This is a genomic window from Nocardioides sp., assembly GCA_037045645.1.
GTDB lineage: Bacteria > Actinomycetota > Actinomycetes > Propionibacteriales > Nocardioidaceae > Nocardioides.
This window is the reverse complement of record JBAOIH010000003.1, coordinates 139,714-153,175: the sequence shown is the minus strand read 5'-3', so window position 1 is coordinate 153,175 and position 13,462 is coordinate 139,714. Positions and strand designations below refer to the sequence as shown.

At 67.2% G+C, this 13,462-nt stretch carries 12 protein-coding genes and 1 tRNA gene; 5 read left to right on the top strand and 8 right to left on the bottom strand.

Annotated features, from left to right (window positions below):
* Positions 1 to 67: 67 nt before the first annotated feature.
* The 6 genes from V9G04_12545 to dcd all read right to left on the bottom strand — a co-directional run bounded on the left by V9G04_12545 (position 68) and on the right by dcd (position 3,747).
* Positions 68 to 325 (bottom strand): hypothetical protein, encoded by a 258-nt coding sequence (locus tag V9G04_12545; GenBank protein ID MEI2714085.1) that lies wholly within the window; start codon positions 323 to 325, stop codon positions 68 to 70.
* A 13-nt stretch (positions 326 to 338) separates the two neighbouring features.
* Complete coding sequence (locus tag V9G04_12540) at positions 339 to 776, bottom strand: hypothetical protein (GenBank protein ID MEI2714084.1); 438 nt, start codon at positions 774 to 776, stop codon at positions 339 to 341.
* Positions 777 to 1,196: 420 nt separating this feature from the next.
* Complete coding sequence (locus tag V9G04_12535; GenBank protein ID MEI2714083.1) at positions 1,197 to 1,796, bottom strand: hypothetical protein; 600 nt, start codon at positions 1,794 to 1,796, stop codon at positions 1,197 to 1,199.
* A gap of 462 nt (positions 1,797 to 2,258) precedes the next feature.
* Positions 2,259 to 2,334, bottom strand: a tRNA-Gly gene (locus V9G04_12530).
* Between the two features lie 73 nt (positions 2,335 to 2,407).
* Positions 2,408 to 3,172, bottom strand: a complete 765-nt coding sequence (locus tag V9G04_12525; protein MEI2714082.1) for an SGNH/GDSL hydrolase family protein — start codon at positions 3,170 to 3,172, stop codon at positions 2,408 to 2,410.
* Entirely contained in the window at positions 3,172 to 3,747 is a 576-nt protein-coding gene (gene dcd / locus V9G04_12520) for a dCTP deaminase (protein MEI2714081.1), read from the bottom strand. The genes V9G04_12525 and dcd overlap by 1 nt, the downstream gene beginning before the upstream one ends.
* Positions 3,748 to 3,951: 204 nt before the next feature.
* Between dcd and V9G04_12515 the strand changes: the two genes are divergently transcribed.
* Genes V9G04_12515 through V9G04_12495 form a run of 5 tightly spaced genes read left to right on the top strand, consistent with a single transcriptional unit; the run spans position 3,952 to position 8,761 of the window.
* Entirely contained in the window at positions 3,952 to 4,500 is a 549-nt protein-coding gene (locus tag V9G04_12515; protein MEI2714080.1) for an ABC transporter substrate-binding protein, read from the top strand.
* Positions 4,394 to 4,984, top strand: a complete 591-nt coding sequence (locus V9G04_12510) for an ABC transporter substrate-binding protein (GenBank protein ID MEI2714079.1) — start codon at positions 4,394 to 4,396, stop codon at positions 4,982 to 4,984. The genes V9G04_12515 and V9G04_12510 overlap by 107 nt, the downstream gene beginning before the upstream one ends.
* Entirely contained in the window at positions 4,984 to 7,041 is a 2,058-nt protein-coding gene (locus V9G04_12505; GenBank protein MEI2714078.1) for an iron chelate uptake ABC transporter family permease subunit, read from the top strand. The genes V9G04_12510 and V9G04_12505 overlap by 1 nt, the downstream gene beginning before the upstream one ends.
* Entirely contained in the window at positions 7,038 to 7,835 is a 798-nt protein-coding gene (locus V9G04_12500; protein ID MEI2714077.1) for an ABC transporter ATP-binding protein, read from the top strand. Before V9G04_12505 ends, V9G04_12500 begins: the two co-directional genes overlap by 4 nt.
* Positions 7,832 to 8,761, top strand: coding sequence for a siderophore-interacting protein (locus V9G04_12495; GenBank protein ID MEI2714076.1), 930 nt, complete (start codon positions 7,832 to 7,834; stop codon positions 8,759 to 8,761). The genes V9G04_12500 and V9G04_12495 overlap by 4 nt, the downstream gene beginning before the upstream one ends.
* Before the next feature lie 115 nt (positions 8,762 to 8,876).
* Here V9G04_12495 and V9G04_12490 read toward each other — a convergent pair whose 3' ends face one another.
* Both V9G04_12490 and V9G04_12485 read right to left on the bottom strand, forming a co-directional pair.
* Positions 8,877 to 10,019 carry an alpha/beta fold hydrolase gene (locus V9G04_12490; GenBank protein ID MEI2714075.1) on the bottom strand — a complete coding sequence of 381 codons (1,143 nt, stop codon included), beginning with the start codon at positions 10,017 to 10,019 and terminating at the stop codon, positions 8,877 to 8,879.
* Positions 10,020 to 10,170: 151 nt separating this feature from the next.
* A complete protein-coding gene (locus V9G04_12485) occupies positions 10,171 to 13,458 on the bottom strand; it encodes a heterodisulfide reductase-related iron-sulfur binding cluster (GenBank protein ID MEI2714074.1) in 3,288 nt (1,095 codons plus the stop codon).
* Between the last annotated feature and the right edge of the window lie 4 nt (positions 13,459 to 13,462).

The window sequence follows — 13,462 nt, the reverse complement described above, 5'->3', positions numbered from 1 at the left end:
CGGTTCGAGGATCAGCTGGCGGGGCTTGGTGGGCACAGGTGTCTCCTGAGAAGACGACCTGGCTGGGTCAGGCAGAGGGTGGATACGCCTTGGCCAGCGTGGTGACAAACACCTGGGCGACGATGTCCTGTTTGCCTGTGATCCACGTGTCTCGGATGGCGTCAACAAGATCTGGCGGCAGCGGAACGCCTTGCGCAACCACGAACTCCGCTGCGGCGTAATCCACACCGGCCTCGAGGTAACTCCGGACAAACGCCAATTCGTCGGAACGGAGGTGTCGGCGAGCAATAGCCACACACTGAGTGGCGAGCGCGTGCTCATCCATGTGGCGATTCTCCTCAGGATGCCGCCACGGGGGGCGCTTGACGTTGGGGCGACCTCGTCGGGCGACAGTTCCACGCTGGTCGACACCTGCGTGCCGGTGTTGCCCTGCCGGTCCCGCAGGTGGGGCCGATGGCGGGCTGGAGCCCGGCCGCGATCAACTCGTCAGCGTGGGCTTCGAAGTCCTCCTTGGAGGACCCGCGCAGCAGGGACGCGGTCAACCCCTTGGCCCTGGCCACTTCGTCACGCACCTTGAGCTGTTCGGCCCGGGCGTCGTGCTCGTCGAACCGCTTCGCCTTGTCCTGCAACGCGGTGAGTTGCTCGGCCGGGGTGATGGCGGCCTTGAGCTTGGCGACCTGGTCCTTCTGCGCGGCCAGGGTCTTCACCAGGGGGTGATCGTCAGGCAGCGTGATCGGGTTGCTGTTGTTGCTGGTGTCCGGCGCTTCGTCGGTCATTGAGTTCCTCCCGTTTCGGGTGCGAAGGGTCGACCGCTACGGCCGTTTGTCGTGCGGGTGCCGCCCGACCATCGAGAACAAAGGAAGGTCGGGAAGAGGTGAGAGAAATGACGAACACCCCGCCATTGACGGGGTGTTGCGGACCTTGAGCCAAAACTAAGTCAGGACTGGCTGAGATCGCAGCAAGTCATTGATTACCTCGACAATCGCTGGATCACAAAGTTCCTGGGCTGCAGTCACGAAGTCTGCTGGAAGCGTGAGTCCGTGGAGGATGGCGTCTTCGATTCCCAGTTTGATCGCGAGATCTGGCTCGCCCACGTCAACGAATTCCCGACTCCACCCACGCTGTTCAACGGTTCGCACGGCGAAGGTCAGCTCGATCAGAAGCTTCCGCGAGTGCGTATTCATCCATGCTCGACATCATACTGCTGGGCCATTGAGCGGGTAGGCCGTCAGGACGTATCGACTGCCGCCCCGTTCGATGATCACCACTCGGATCAGGCGCCGGCGCCACAGCCTGTGGTGCCGCCATGTGCGGTGTCCCTGTGCCACGCCAGGCGCTTGAAGGGTGTGAGCTACCGCGGACATGACGTCTCGTGGGTCACCGTCAAAGTAGGTGTGGTCCGCTCTCTCGCCGGGGCCGTATGCGTAGTGCGGGGCGAGATGCGAGTGGCCCCCCTTGCCGCGACTTGTGCCGTGCAGAATGTAGGACCAGCGCTCAGGGGAGATTGCGTCAATATCGGCAGGCCACGTGGTCGGGGTTGGCACCTTGAAGAGTGGGAGGTCCTCGACGGGCTGCAGTTTCCCCCTGGGGCCAGTTGCCTTGTGTCGACGCCACGTGAGCATGGGTCCGAGTTCGCCGTGGTCGCGGATCAGGATGTCCTGGTGGTCCACGACCTGGCCGTCTGGCATCGTCACGGCGCGACCCGCGCGGTTGGCGTCGCCGAACTTGTCGCCCACCTCGTAATGCATCTGTTCGAAGAGTTCGGCGTTGAGGACCTCGCCGGGGGTCGATGTCACCGAGGATTGGTGCGACCGAGCAGTCGCAACCTGGCTGCATCGGGGAGAGGACGCCCACGCGGTAACACTGAGTGGAGGCCGCCACACATAGCGCGCAGTTCTCGGCGCCGGTGAGTGCGCACGCGGTCATTGGTGATGGACGCCAGCGGTAGCGAGTTGAGGTCGCTGTAGTAGCGGCGCTGCAGGGACTCGTAGTCGCCCAGCGTGCCCGGAGTGACGTCAGTGAGCCCCTGAAGGTACCGGTCGAATCAGGTGGCGAAGGTGGTCGTTGCACCTGGCGATCCGGCACGGCGTTGGTCGAGCCAGTCAACGCGTGGGTGAGTGATGGTGCCGTCTTTGCCCTTGTTCTCGACGATCTTGCGCACACCGTACGCCCGATTCTTAGCCGTTCCCCGTGTTGGAAAGGGTACGTGGCACTTCCGACAGAAGGCGGGAAACCGTCTCTGACCTGGAGTTTGACCGTGGAGCGGATGACGAGACTCGAACTCGCGACATCGACCTTGGGAAGGTCGCGCTCTACCAACTGAGCTACATCCGCATACCGGTGAGACCGGCAGCCGGAATGGTAGCAACCAGGACTCGTCCGCGGCTCAACGCCCCGGAATCCGCGGTCAACGCTGGGGGCGGGTGAGGGTCGGGTGCTTGGGCGGCAGGCCGTCGCCGCTGGATCGGCCGGTGACGCGGCGGTGGATCCAGGGGCCGAGGTATTCGCGACTCCACTGGGCGTTGGCCCGCCAACGTTCGCGCCGACCGAGGACCGGAAGCTTGTGGCGTTCGGCGTGCTCGGGCTCGTGGGGGAGATCCAGGGCCTGGAGTACGGCGTGGGCGATGTGGCGGTGACCCGCGGCATTGAGGTGCATCCGGTCCTCGTCGAAGACCTCGGCCACGTCCTCGTCGCGCATCCGCCACATGTCGACCAGAGTCACGCCCCGCGAATCCGCGATCTCGCGGACGAACTCGTTGAACAGCGCGAAGCGACCCCGGATGGGTCCGTAGATCCCACCCGGGCCTGGGTCGAAGACGGTGAACATCACCACGTGGGCACCGGTCGTACGCAGTCTCGCGATCGCGTCGTCGTACGAGCGAGCCAGTGCGTCGACGTCGATGCGCGGGCGCAGAATGTCGTTGCCTCCGCCGTGGATGGTGATCAGATCCGGCTTCATCGCGATGGCAGGTTCGATCTGCTCCTCGATGATCTGAGGCAGCTTGCGACCGCGGATCGCGAGATTGGCGTACGTGAAATCGGGGTCGTGCTGCGCCATCGTCTCGGCAACCCGGTCGGCCCAACCGCGTACGCCATTGGGGCGCTGGGGATCCGGGTCGCCGACGCCCTCGGTGAAGGAGTCGCCCAAGGCGACAAAGCGTTGGTACGCCATCAGATGCCGGTGCGGTGGAAGCTCTGGAACGACCGCGACGGCGTCGGGCCACGCTGGCCCTGATAGCGCGAGCCATATTTCGCGGAGCCGTATGGATTCTGCGACGGCGACGACAATTTGAAGAAGCAGAACTGGCCGATCTTCATGCCCGGATAGAGCTTGATCGGCAGGGTTGCGACGTTGGCAAGCTCGAGCGTGACGTGCCCGGAGAAGCCCGGGTCGACGAAGCCGGCGGTGGCGTGGGTGAGCAGGCCGAGACGGCCGAGCGACGACTTGCCTTCGACGCGCGCGGCCAGGTCGTCGGGCAGTGTGATGACCTCGAACGTGGAGCCGAGGACGAACTCGCCCGGGTGCAGGATGAACGGCTCGTCGCCCTCGGGCTCGACCTCGCGGGTCAGGTCCGACTGGTCGACCGCGGGGTCGATGTGCGGATAGCGGTGGTTCTCGAAGACGCGGAAGAAGCGGTCGAGGCGGACGTCCACCGACGACGGCTGCAGCATCTCGTCGTCCCAGGGATCCAGCACGATGCGGCCGGCGTCGAGCTCGGCGAGGATGTCGCGGTCGGAGAGCAGCACGGCGACAACTTACCCGCCGCAGGCGGGGTCGAGCGGACAAAGCGGGTGTCTAGTCGGGCCGGGGTAGCCCCGACGCGGGGCCGGTGGCCGTGGCAGGGGCCGATCCCCGCGAAACCGAATAACCAAACGCCCGACTTGCGAATATCCACCCGAGTGTTGTTAGGGTCGGCTTAGTTAGGGAACCCTAAGACGAAAGTTCGGCTGATGAATCGCACCTTCAAGACGCTCACCGCGTCCCTCCTGCTCCTCGGCGCCACGGCGTGCAGCACCGGCTCGACCGACGCCACGGACGGCACCCCCGGCGCCACGACCACCACGAAGGCCGAAGCCAACGCGTTCCCGGTCACGATCGAGCACGCCTTCGGCGCGACCACGATCGAGGAGGAGCCCGTACGCGTGGCCACGGTCGGCTGGACCGACCAGGATCACGTGCTCGCCCTCGGAGTCGTCCCCGTCGGTGCCACCAAGATCACCTGGGGTGGCAACGCCGACGGGTCCAGCGACTGGTTCGACGCCAAACTGGAGGAGATCGGCGGCGAGGCGCCCGTACGTTATGACGACACCGACGGCCTGCCGATCGACGAGATCGCCAAGCTCGAGCCGGACGTCGTACTCGCCACCAACTCCGGGCTCACGCAGGCCGACTATGACAAGCTTCTCGAAGTTCACCAAGGTCGTCGCGTTCCCCGAGCACCCCTGGGTGACCGACTGGCAGGACTCGCTGGAGATGGTGGGCGAGGCGCTCGGCCGTGAAGAGCAGGCAGAGACGCTGGAGGACCAGGTCGAGGCACAGATCGACCAGGCCAAGTCAGACAACCCCCAGCTCGAGGACAAGGAGCTGATCTACGGCTACCTCACGCCCACCGACCTCTCGCAGATCGGGATCTATTCCGAGGAGGACCCGCGCGTCGCGCTGTGGGACGACTTCGGGCTTGAGGACGCCGAATCGGTCGACGGGATCGTCGAGGACGGGCAGTTCTACGGGATGGTCTCCGCCGAGCGGGCCAACGAGTTGACGTCCGACGTGTTCTTCACCTGGGTGGAGAACGAGGCCGACGTCGAGACGATCACCTCCGACAGACTGCTCGGCCAGATCCCGGCCGTGAAGTCGGGCAACGCCTACTTCGAGAGCGACAAGCAACTCGCCTCGGCCTCCACCAACCCGACGCCGCTGTCGATCCCGGTGATCATCAGCGACGTACTGCCCAAGGTCGTGAAGGCGATCGACGGCAACTGATGCCTTCGCTCGTACGCACTCGAGACGCCGCGGTCGCCACGCCGCGGCGTCTCGCGTGGCCGGTCACCGTCGTTAGCTGGGGGGCGACGGTGACCGTTGCGGTGGCCGTGTCGATGCTGGTGGGCGCGCGTGCGATCCCGTTCGACGCCTTGACCGACTCGGCGCACCCGCTGCACGCAGTCGCGCAGGCGCGCTGGGAGCGTACGGCTCTCGCGCTCGCCGTCGGCGCTGCGCTCGGACTGGCCGGCGCCCTGATGCAAGGACTCACCCGCAACCCGCTGGCCGACCCCGGCATCCTCGGCGTCAACGCCGGGGCGACCTTCTCGATGGTGGTCGGCATGTCCGTCTTGGGGCTGTCCTCGCTGCACGAGTTCCTGCCGATGGCCTTCCTCGGCGCCGCGGTCGCCGCGATCCTCGTCCACGTCATCGCCTCGCTGGGCCGTGGCGGCGCTACGCCCATGAAACTCGTGGTCACCGGCGCCGCGCTCACCGCAGGATTGACCAGTTGGACCTCGGGGCTGCTGCTGACCGATCAGCGCACGATGGAGTCGTTTCGCTACTGGCAGGTCGGCACGGTTGCCGGTCGCGGCTTCGACGTCCTCACCACCGGCCTGCCCTTCCTCGCGGTCGGGACGGCTTTGGCCCTCGCGGGTGCCCGACTGCTCAACATGCTCGCGCTCGGCGATGACCTCGCCCGTGGGCTGGGCAGGCGTACGACGCTCGACCGGATCGTGGTGTCGGTCGCCATCGTGTTGCTGGCTGGCACGGCCACCGCGATGGCCGGCCCGATCGCGTTCGTCGGTCTCGTGGTGCCGCACGTCGTACGCGGGTTCGTCGGTCCGGACTATGCGCGCATCCTGCCGCTGTCGGCGGTCGCCGGAAGCTTCGCTGGTCGTGCTGGCGGACACGCTGGGACGCGTCATGTTGCCGCCCTCGGAGGTCCAGGTCGGCGTGATGGCTGCGGTGCTCGGCGTGCCCGTCTTCCTGGCGCTGATCAGGCGTACGGGGAGCGGGCTGTGATCGAGACTCTGGAACAGCCCGTGACACGGGTGAGTGCCGACCCCGAAGCCGTACGCCGAGCCCGTCGCGCGCCGCGACGTCGTACGCGCGTGTTGTTGTCGGCTCTCGCGCTCGCCGTTTTCGCGGCGTTCGTCGTCCGAGTCCTGCTGGGTGACTACACGATCACGATCCCGGACTTCTTTCGGATCCTCTTCGGGGCCGACATCCCGGGCGCGACCTACATCCTGATGGAGTCCAAGCTTCCGCGCGCCGTGCTCGCGGTGCTGGTCGGACTCGCCTTCGGCATCGGTGGCGCGATCTTCCAGACGACCCTGCGCAACCCGCTCGCCAGCCCCGACATCATCGGCGTCAGCCTCGGCGCCAGCGCGGCGGCGGTCTGGGCGATCGCGATCGTCGGCTGGCGTGGCTGGAACGTGTCGGTGGTGGCCGTCCTGGGCGCCCTGGCGGTTGCTGCGGTCGTACGCCTCCTCGCCGGTCGCCGGGGTGGCTTCCGGCTCGTGCTGGCCGGGGTCGGGATGGCGGCGGCGATGCACTCGGTGATCCAGTACGTCTTCACGCGGGTCGACGAGTGGGACATCCAGTTGGTCCTGCGTTGGCTCACCGGCAGCGTCAACGGCCTGACCTGGTCGGTCATCGGGGTGCTGGCTCTCGCGCTGCTCGTGCTGCTGCCGATCGTGTGGTGGCTGGCCCGTGCCCTGCCCGTGACCGAGCTCGGAGACGACACCGCGGCCGGGCTCGGCGTGGGTCCGGGTCGTACCGATGCGTTGCTCTTCGTCGGCGTCCTGCTGGTGGCGGTCGCAGTGGCCGCGGCCGGTCCGGTCGCCTTCGTCGCGTTCCTGGCCGGCCCGCTCGCGCGGGCGCTCAACCGCGGGCGTACGACCCTGCTCGGTGCCGGGCTCGTGGGCGCGCTGATCGTGGTGACGGGCGACTACGTCGCGGCGTACGCCATCCCCGACACCAACCTGCCCGTCGGCGTGATCACCGGCGCGATAGGCGCGCCGTTCCTGCTGTGGCTGATCGGAAGGAGGACGAGATGACCGTCCTGATGGCTTCACATGTCTCGTTGGGCTATGGGGATCGGGTGATCGTCGACGACCTGAGCACGCAGATCCCCACTGGTCGGATCAGTGTCGTGGTCGGCGCGAACGCGTGCGGCAAGTCGACCTTGCTGCGCGGGATGGCCCGGCTGCTCAAGCCCACGTCGGGTGCGGTGCTGTTGAACGGGTCGCAGATCCACCGGTTGCCGACCAAGCAGGTGGCGCGTCGTCTCGGGCTGCTGCCGCAGAACCCCATCGCTCCCGAGGGGGTCACGGTCGTCGACCTGGTCAGCCGGGGTCGCCACCCCCATCACGGCGCCTTCCAGCGCTGGACCTCCCGCGACGACGAGATCGTCGCCGAGGCGCTGGCGCTGACCGACACCGCGTCGCTGGCCAGTCGTGTCGTGGACGAACTCTCCGGTGGCCAACGGCAACGGGTCTGGATCGCGATGGCCCTGGCCCAGCAGACCGAACTCCTGCTGCTCGACGAACCGACCACCTATCTCGATGTCGCGCACCAGATCGAGATGCTCGACCTGCTCGCCGACCTCAACGCGACCCGGCGTACGACCGTCGTGATGGTGCTGCACGAACTCAATCTCGCCGCACGCTATGCCCATCACCTGCTCGCGATGAAGGACGGCCGACTCGTCGCAGCCGGACCTCCGGCCGCGGTGGTGACCGAGGCGTTGGTGCTGGACGTCTTCGGCCTGCGCTCGCGGGTCGTCCCGGATCCGGTCACGGGCACGCCGCTCGTGGTCCCGATCGGCCGCTTCTCAGGAGGAGAATCATGACCGTCGCCGCCCCTTCGTCCCTGCCGATGGTGCTCACGGAGGTCGAGGTGACCGCGGTGTCGCGGCTCTCGCCGTCGTTCGTACGAGTGACGCTGGCCGGTGCCGGGCTGGGTGATGTCGGTGTCGACGGCTCGTGGTGGGACCAGCGATTCAAGCTGATCGTGCCGGCATCGTCCGGCGCGCTGACCTCGGTGGCCGACGCCGACGAGACGTGGCTGTCGACGTGGCTGGAGCGTCCGGTGGAGGAGCGCGGCCACATGCGGACGTACACGATCCGCTCTCTCGTCGGCGCGGGTGACGACACCCGCCTCGTGGTCGACATCGTGGTGCACCCGGGCGCAGTTGGGCCGGGGTCTGACTGGGCTGCGTCGTGCTCCGTTGGCTCGCGGGCGGTGGCGCTGCTGCCGCGGCGGGGGCTCCCGTTCGGGGGGATCGAGTTCGCGCCACCTGCGGCCTCGCCTCTCCTGCTGGTGGGCGACGAGTCGGCCGTGCCGGCGATCTGCGCGATCGTGGAACAGTTGCCCGCTTCAGCTGTGGGGCGGGCGTTCCTCGAGGTGCCGACCGCCGAGGACGTGTTGCCGGTGACCGGCGAGTCCGGTGTCGAGGTGACGTGGTTGGTGCGTCAGTCCGGCGAGGTCGGCTCGGTCCTGCACCCCGAAGTGCTGGCCTACTTGGGGGCGGGTCCTCTGGCATTGGAAAGGCCAGTCGAGATCGATCCCGACCTGTGGGAGACGCCGGTGTGGTCGTCGTCGGGAGAGACGTTTTCGCCATCCCCGGCGCCGGACGGGTCGCTCTATGCCTGGATCGCGGGGGAGTCTGGGATGGTCACTGCGCTGCGTCGCCATCTCGTACGCGAACTCGGCTTCGATCGCAGTCAGGTGGCGTTCATGGGGTACTGGCGGCGCGGGGTCGCGATGCGCTCGTGAGCGCCGGCTTTGCCGGGGTCGAGCGGACCGGAGTCCGCTCAACCCCCGGAGGATCGGGGGCTTAGCGGACAAATCAGGTGCCTAGTCGGCCGATTCGGGGCGCCAGCCCGATGCCTCACTGGCTCAACAGAGGCTCCAGGAAGTCCCGGAGATTCTGGTCGTACGCATCCGGGTTGGTGTTCCACGCTCGGATGTGACCGGTGTCGGGGAGTTCGACGTACGTCACGTCTGGCGCCCGCTCTGCAAACTCGCGACTGGTCGCCACCGGCACGGTCACGTCGTCGGCGCCGTGGAACAGGAGCACAGGTGCAGTCACCCAGTTGGTGTCGGTCAGGTAGTCGGTCTCCTGCCACGGCACGTGATAGCGCAGCGACGCGATCCGCTTGGCGGTCCAGGTGATCGTGGGCGGCAGCTTCAGTCCGGCGGGCAGTGCGACTTGATCGGCGCCGTACTCCACCGTCCGCTCCAGGCTCAGTGCGGGCGAGTCGAGGACCACACCGCGTACGAAATCCGGGTCCTCGGTGTGACGCAGGTAGGACGCCACGATCGCACCGCCCATCGAAGAACCGATGAGTACGACCCCCTTCGCGCCCTCGTCGCGCGCGTGCTCGACCGCTGCGTCGAGGTCCGCCCACTCGGTGTCGCCGAACCAATACTTCGCACTCGGATCCGCTGGCTGGCCCTGGTCGTTGCGGTAGGCGATATCGAGCGTCGGCAGGCCAAGCGCCTGTGTGGTCTGCATGGTGCGGTAGCCCTCCGCCACAGTGCCACCACGGCCATGCACGAAGATCGCCCAGACGTCCTGGTCGCCGGGCGCGAACACGGCGCCGGTCTCGCCGAGCGGTGCGTCGTACGTGGTGAGTTCGGCACCCTCGGGCGGCGTGCCCTGGAAGGCGAAGAGGTCGATCGACACCTCTGTGCCCTCCTCGGGCAGGGTGCCGACGAGCACCTCGAAGCTCTTCGTGACCTGCTTGCCGTCAATCTCGGGAGCGCCGGTGATCTGGCCGTAGCCACCGTCCCACTCGACGCCGTACGTCCCCTGGCTCGCCAGGCTCTGATTCTGCGCGTCGTCGGTGCCTTCGGCGATGGTGATCTGGTTGGCGCCGATATTCGTGACTTCGTTGACCGCTTCCGGGGTCCAGGGGTCGACCTTCAGTGCGCCCGCGTTGATCTGGGTCGCGTAGTAGTAGCCGCCTGCCAGATTGAGTACGACGAACAGCGTCACCAAGAGCAGCAGGATGCGTCGCAGTCGCCTCATGGGTGAAGCATCCCTGTTCCTCGCCCACCTGTCGCGTTTGCTTTGCGGAAATGGGCTCGACCTGTCGTGTTTGCTCAGCGCTGTGACACGGGGCCGACGCAAACGCGACAGGTCGAGATGTGTGCCTGGAGCAGATGCGACAGGTCGATGCTCAGAGGTCGAACAGCGAGCTGGCTCCCGAGATGTCGGCGTCCTTGCGCGGGGTGTGCCCCGGCTCGGAGTCGTTCGACGCGGCTGCCTCTGGCTCGGTCGGCGCGTCCTCGGAGTCCAGGATCGTCTCCGGGTCGCCGGGCTGGTCGCCTGGGGCGTCGGCGGTGGTTTCGAGACGGGCTTCGCCCTCCTCAACCACCGGCGTTGTGGGGCCCTCCTCAACCATCGGGGTGGTGGGGCTCTGGTCGGCCACCCCGGACGCCGGGGCACTCGTGGCCTCCGGGGCCTGAATGTCGAAGAGCGACACCCCCTCGGGGATCTCGGTCGCCGGTGTGTAACCACCCGACGCTGGGGCTGGGCTCACCTTTGAGTCTTCTGCGGACTCAGAGTGGAGCGTGGCCGGTGCGGGCGAACTCGGCGCATCCTCGGAGTCGAGGATCGTCTCCGGGTCCCCGGGTTGGTCGCCTGGGGCGTCGGCGGTGGTTTCGAGATGGGCTTCGCGCTCCTCAACCACCGGAGCCGGGGCCTCGTCGAGGACGGGGGCCGTGGGGGCCTCAATGTCGAAGAGTGACCCGCCCTCGGGGATGGTCGTAGCCGGCGTCACGCTCTCGGCGGCTTGGGCCGGCTGCTCAGCAGCCGGAGCCTGGGTTTCGAGACGGGCTTCGCCCTCCTCAACCACCGGTGCGGCGGGCGCATCCTCGACCGGGGCAGGGGCCGGCTGTGTCGGGATGTCGAAGAGGGAGCCTCCGGAGCCGAGGTCGGCGGTGGGCTTGGCAGTGGTTTCGAGACGGGCTTCGCCCTCCTCAACCACCGGGGCCTCGGTCGGGGCGACGTCGAAGAGCGAGCCGCCAGTGGTTTCGAGACGGGCTTCGCCCTCCTCAACCACCGGCGCTGGGGCCACGTCGAAGAGCGAGCCGCCCGAGCCGAGGTCTGCCGCGGGTGCGGCAGTGGTTTCGAGACGGGCTTCGCCCTCCTCAACCACCGGGGCCTCGGTCGGCGCCACGTCGAAGAGGGAGCCGCCTGCGGTTTCGAGACGGGCTTCGCCCTCCTCAACCACCGGTTGAGCGGCAGTGGTTTCGAGACGGGGTTCACCCTCCTCAACCACCGGGGCAACGGCGGGGCTCGCGGCGCGCTGGCGCGTCGCCGGGACGCCCTTGACCGACGCCAGCAGCATCTGGGCGACGTCGAGCACCTCGACCTCTTCGCGGGCGTTGCCTGCCGACTGCTCCGAGGTCAGACCATCCGACAGCATCACGCGGCAGAACGGGCAGCCGACGGCGATCTGGTCGGCACCGGTGGCAACTGCCTCACGCGTGCGGTTCTCGTTGATCCGCGACCCGATGGTCTCTTCCATCCACATCCGCGCACCGCCGGCGCCGCAGCAGAAGGACCGCTCACCAGAGCGCTCCATCTCCACGTACGAGGCGCCCGGCAAGACTTGCAGCAGTTCGCGCGGGGGCTCGTACACCTTGTTGTGGCGGCCGATGTAGCACGGGTCGTGGTAAGTGATCGAGCGCTTCGCCGCGCCCGGGCCGGTCGCGACCGGGGTCAGCTTGCCCTCGCGTACGAGCCGGTTGAGCAACTGGGTGTGGTGGGTGACTTCGAGCTCGATCCCGAATTCCTTGTATTCGTTCTTGAGCGTGTTGAAGCAGTGCGCGCAGGTCGAGACGACCTTCTTGACCTTGTATTCCTTGAAGGTCTCGATGTTCTGCTGCGCCAGTCCCTGGAACAAGAACTCGTTGCCCGCACGACGAGCCGAGTCACCCGTACATGTCTCACCGTTCCCGAGCACACCGAAGGAGACGCCGGCGATGTTGAGCAGTTCTGCGACGGCGCGCGTGGTCTTCATGGCGCGGTCTTCGTACGCTCCCGCGCAGCCGACCCAGAACAGCCAGTCGACGGACTCGAGCGACTCGAGGTCCTCGCCCACGACCGGCACCTCGAAGTCGAGGCCCTTGGCCCAGTCCATCCGCGCCGACGCGGACATGTTCCACGGGTTGCCCTTGGACTCCATGCCCTTGAAGAGCTGGTTGAGTTCGGCGGGGAAGTTGGACTCCACCAGCACCTGATAGCGCCGCATGTCGACGATGTGGTCGACGTGCTCGATGTCGACGGGGCACTGTTGCACGCACGCGCCACAGGTGACACACGACCACAACACGTCCGGGTCGATGATGCCGCCCGCAGTCGGCGCCCACGGGTCGCCCTCGGTCTCGCCGACGAGAGGACGTGAAGCCTCCTCGCGGGCCGGACCGTCGTACGACTCCCGAGCCGATTCGTCGCGCAGCAGATAGTCGCCAGAGCCGTACGCGTGGTCGCGCAGCGCCATGATCATCAGCTTGGGCGACAGCGGCTTCTCGGTGTTCCAGGCCGGGCACTGGCTCTGGCAACGCCCGCACTCGGTGCAGGAGTACATGTCGAGTAGGCCCTTCCAGGAGAAGTCCTGGATCGACCCGACGCCCAGCGTGGTCTCCTCGTGCATCTCCTCGATGTCGTCGAGGGTGACGGGCTTGCCTTCGGCCATCAGCGGCTTGGCGGCACCGAGCGCGATCGGCTGGCGCTTGAACAGCACGTTGAGGGGAGCCACGAGCACGTGCAGGTGCTTGGAGTGCACGACCTCGACCAGGAACACGAGCATCACCAGCAGGTGCAGGATCAGACCGCCGCCCTCGAGGAACTCCAAAGTGCGGGGGGAGAGGCCCTCAAGCAGGGCGCCGACGCCGTTGGAGACGTACGCACCGGGGTTGTGGAAGTTGTCCAGCGCCTCGGCAGCACCGCGGAAGAGGAACAGCGTCCAGACCACGCAGAAGATGAAGAACAGCACGAGGTACGCGCCGAACTCGTGCGAGCCCTTGAAGCGTGACTTGCGACCGAGTTTGGCCGGGGCGTTCTTCATCCGGATCCACCAGAACACCACGATCGAGACCAGCACGAGCAGCGCGATCGTGTCCTGGGCGAAGCCGAGGATCCACCAGTCGCCGATGACCGGGATCGCCCACGACCAATTGCGGCTGATCAGGATGCCGTACGCCTCGACGTACACCGTGCCGAGGATCACGAACGCCCAGAACGTGAAGAAGTGCGCCAGACCGGGCACCGTCCACTTCAGCAGTCGCCGCTGCCCGAAGACCTCAGTCAATACCGACTTCACGCCCTCGCCCGCGCTGGCGAAGCGGTCGGGCGCGGGCTGGGCGCTGCGCGCCAGCCGGAATAGGAACCACAGTCGGCGTGCCACGATGGGCAGCGCGATCAGGTGGATCAGCAGGGCGATGATCAGGACCCATTTCACGGCA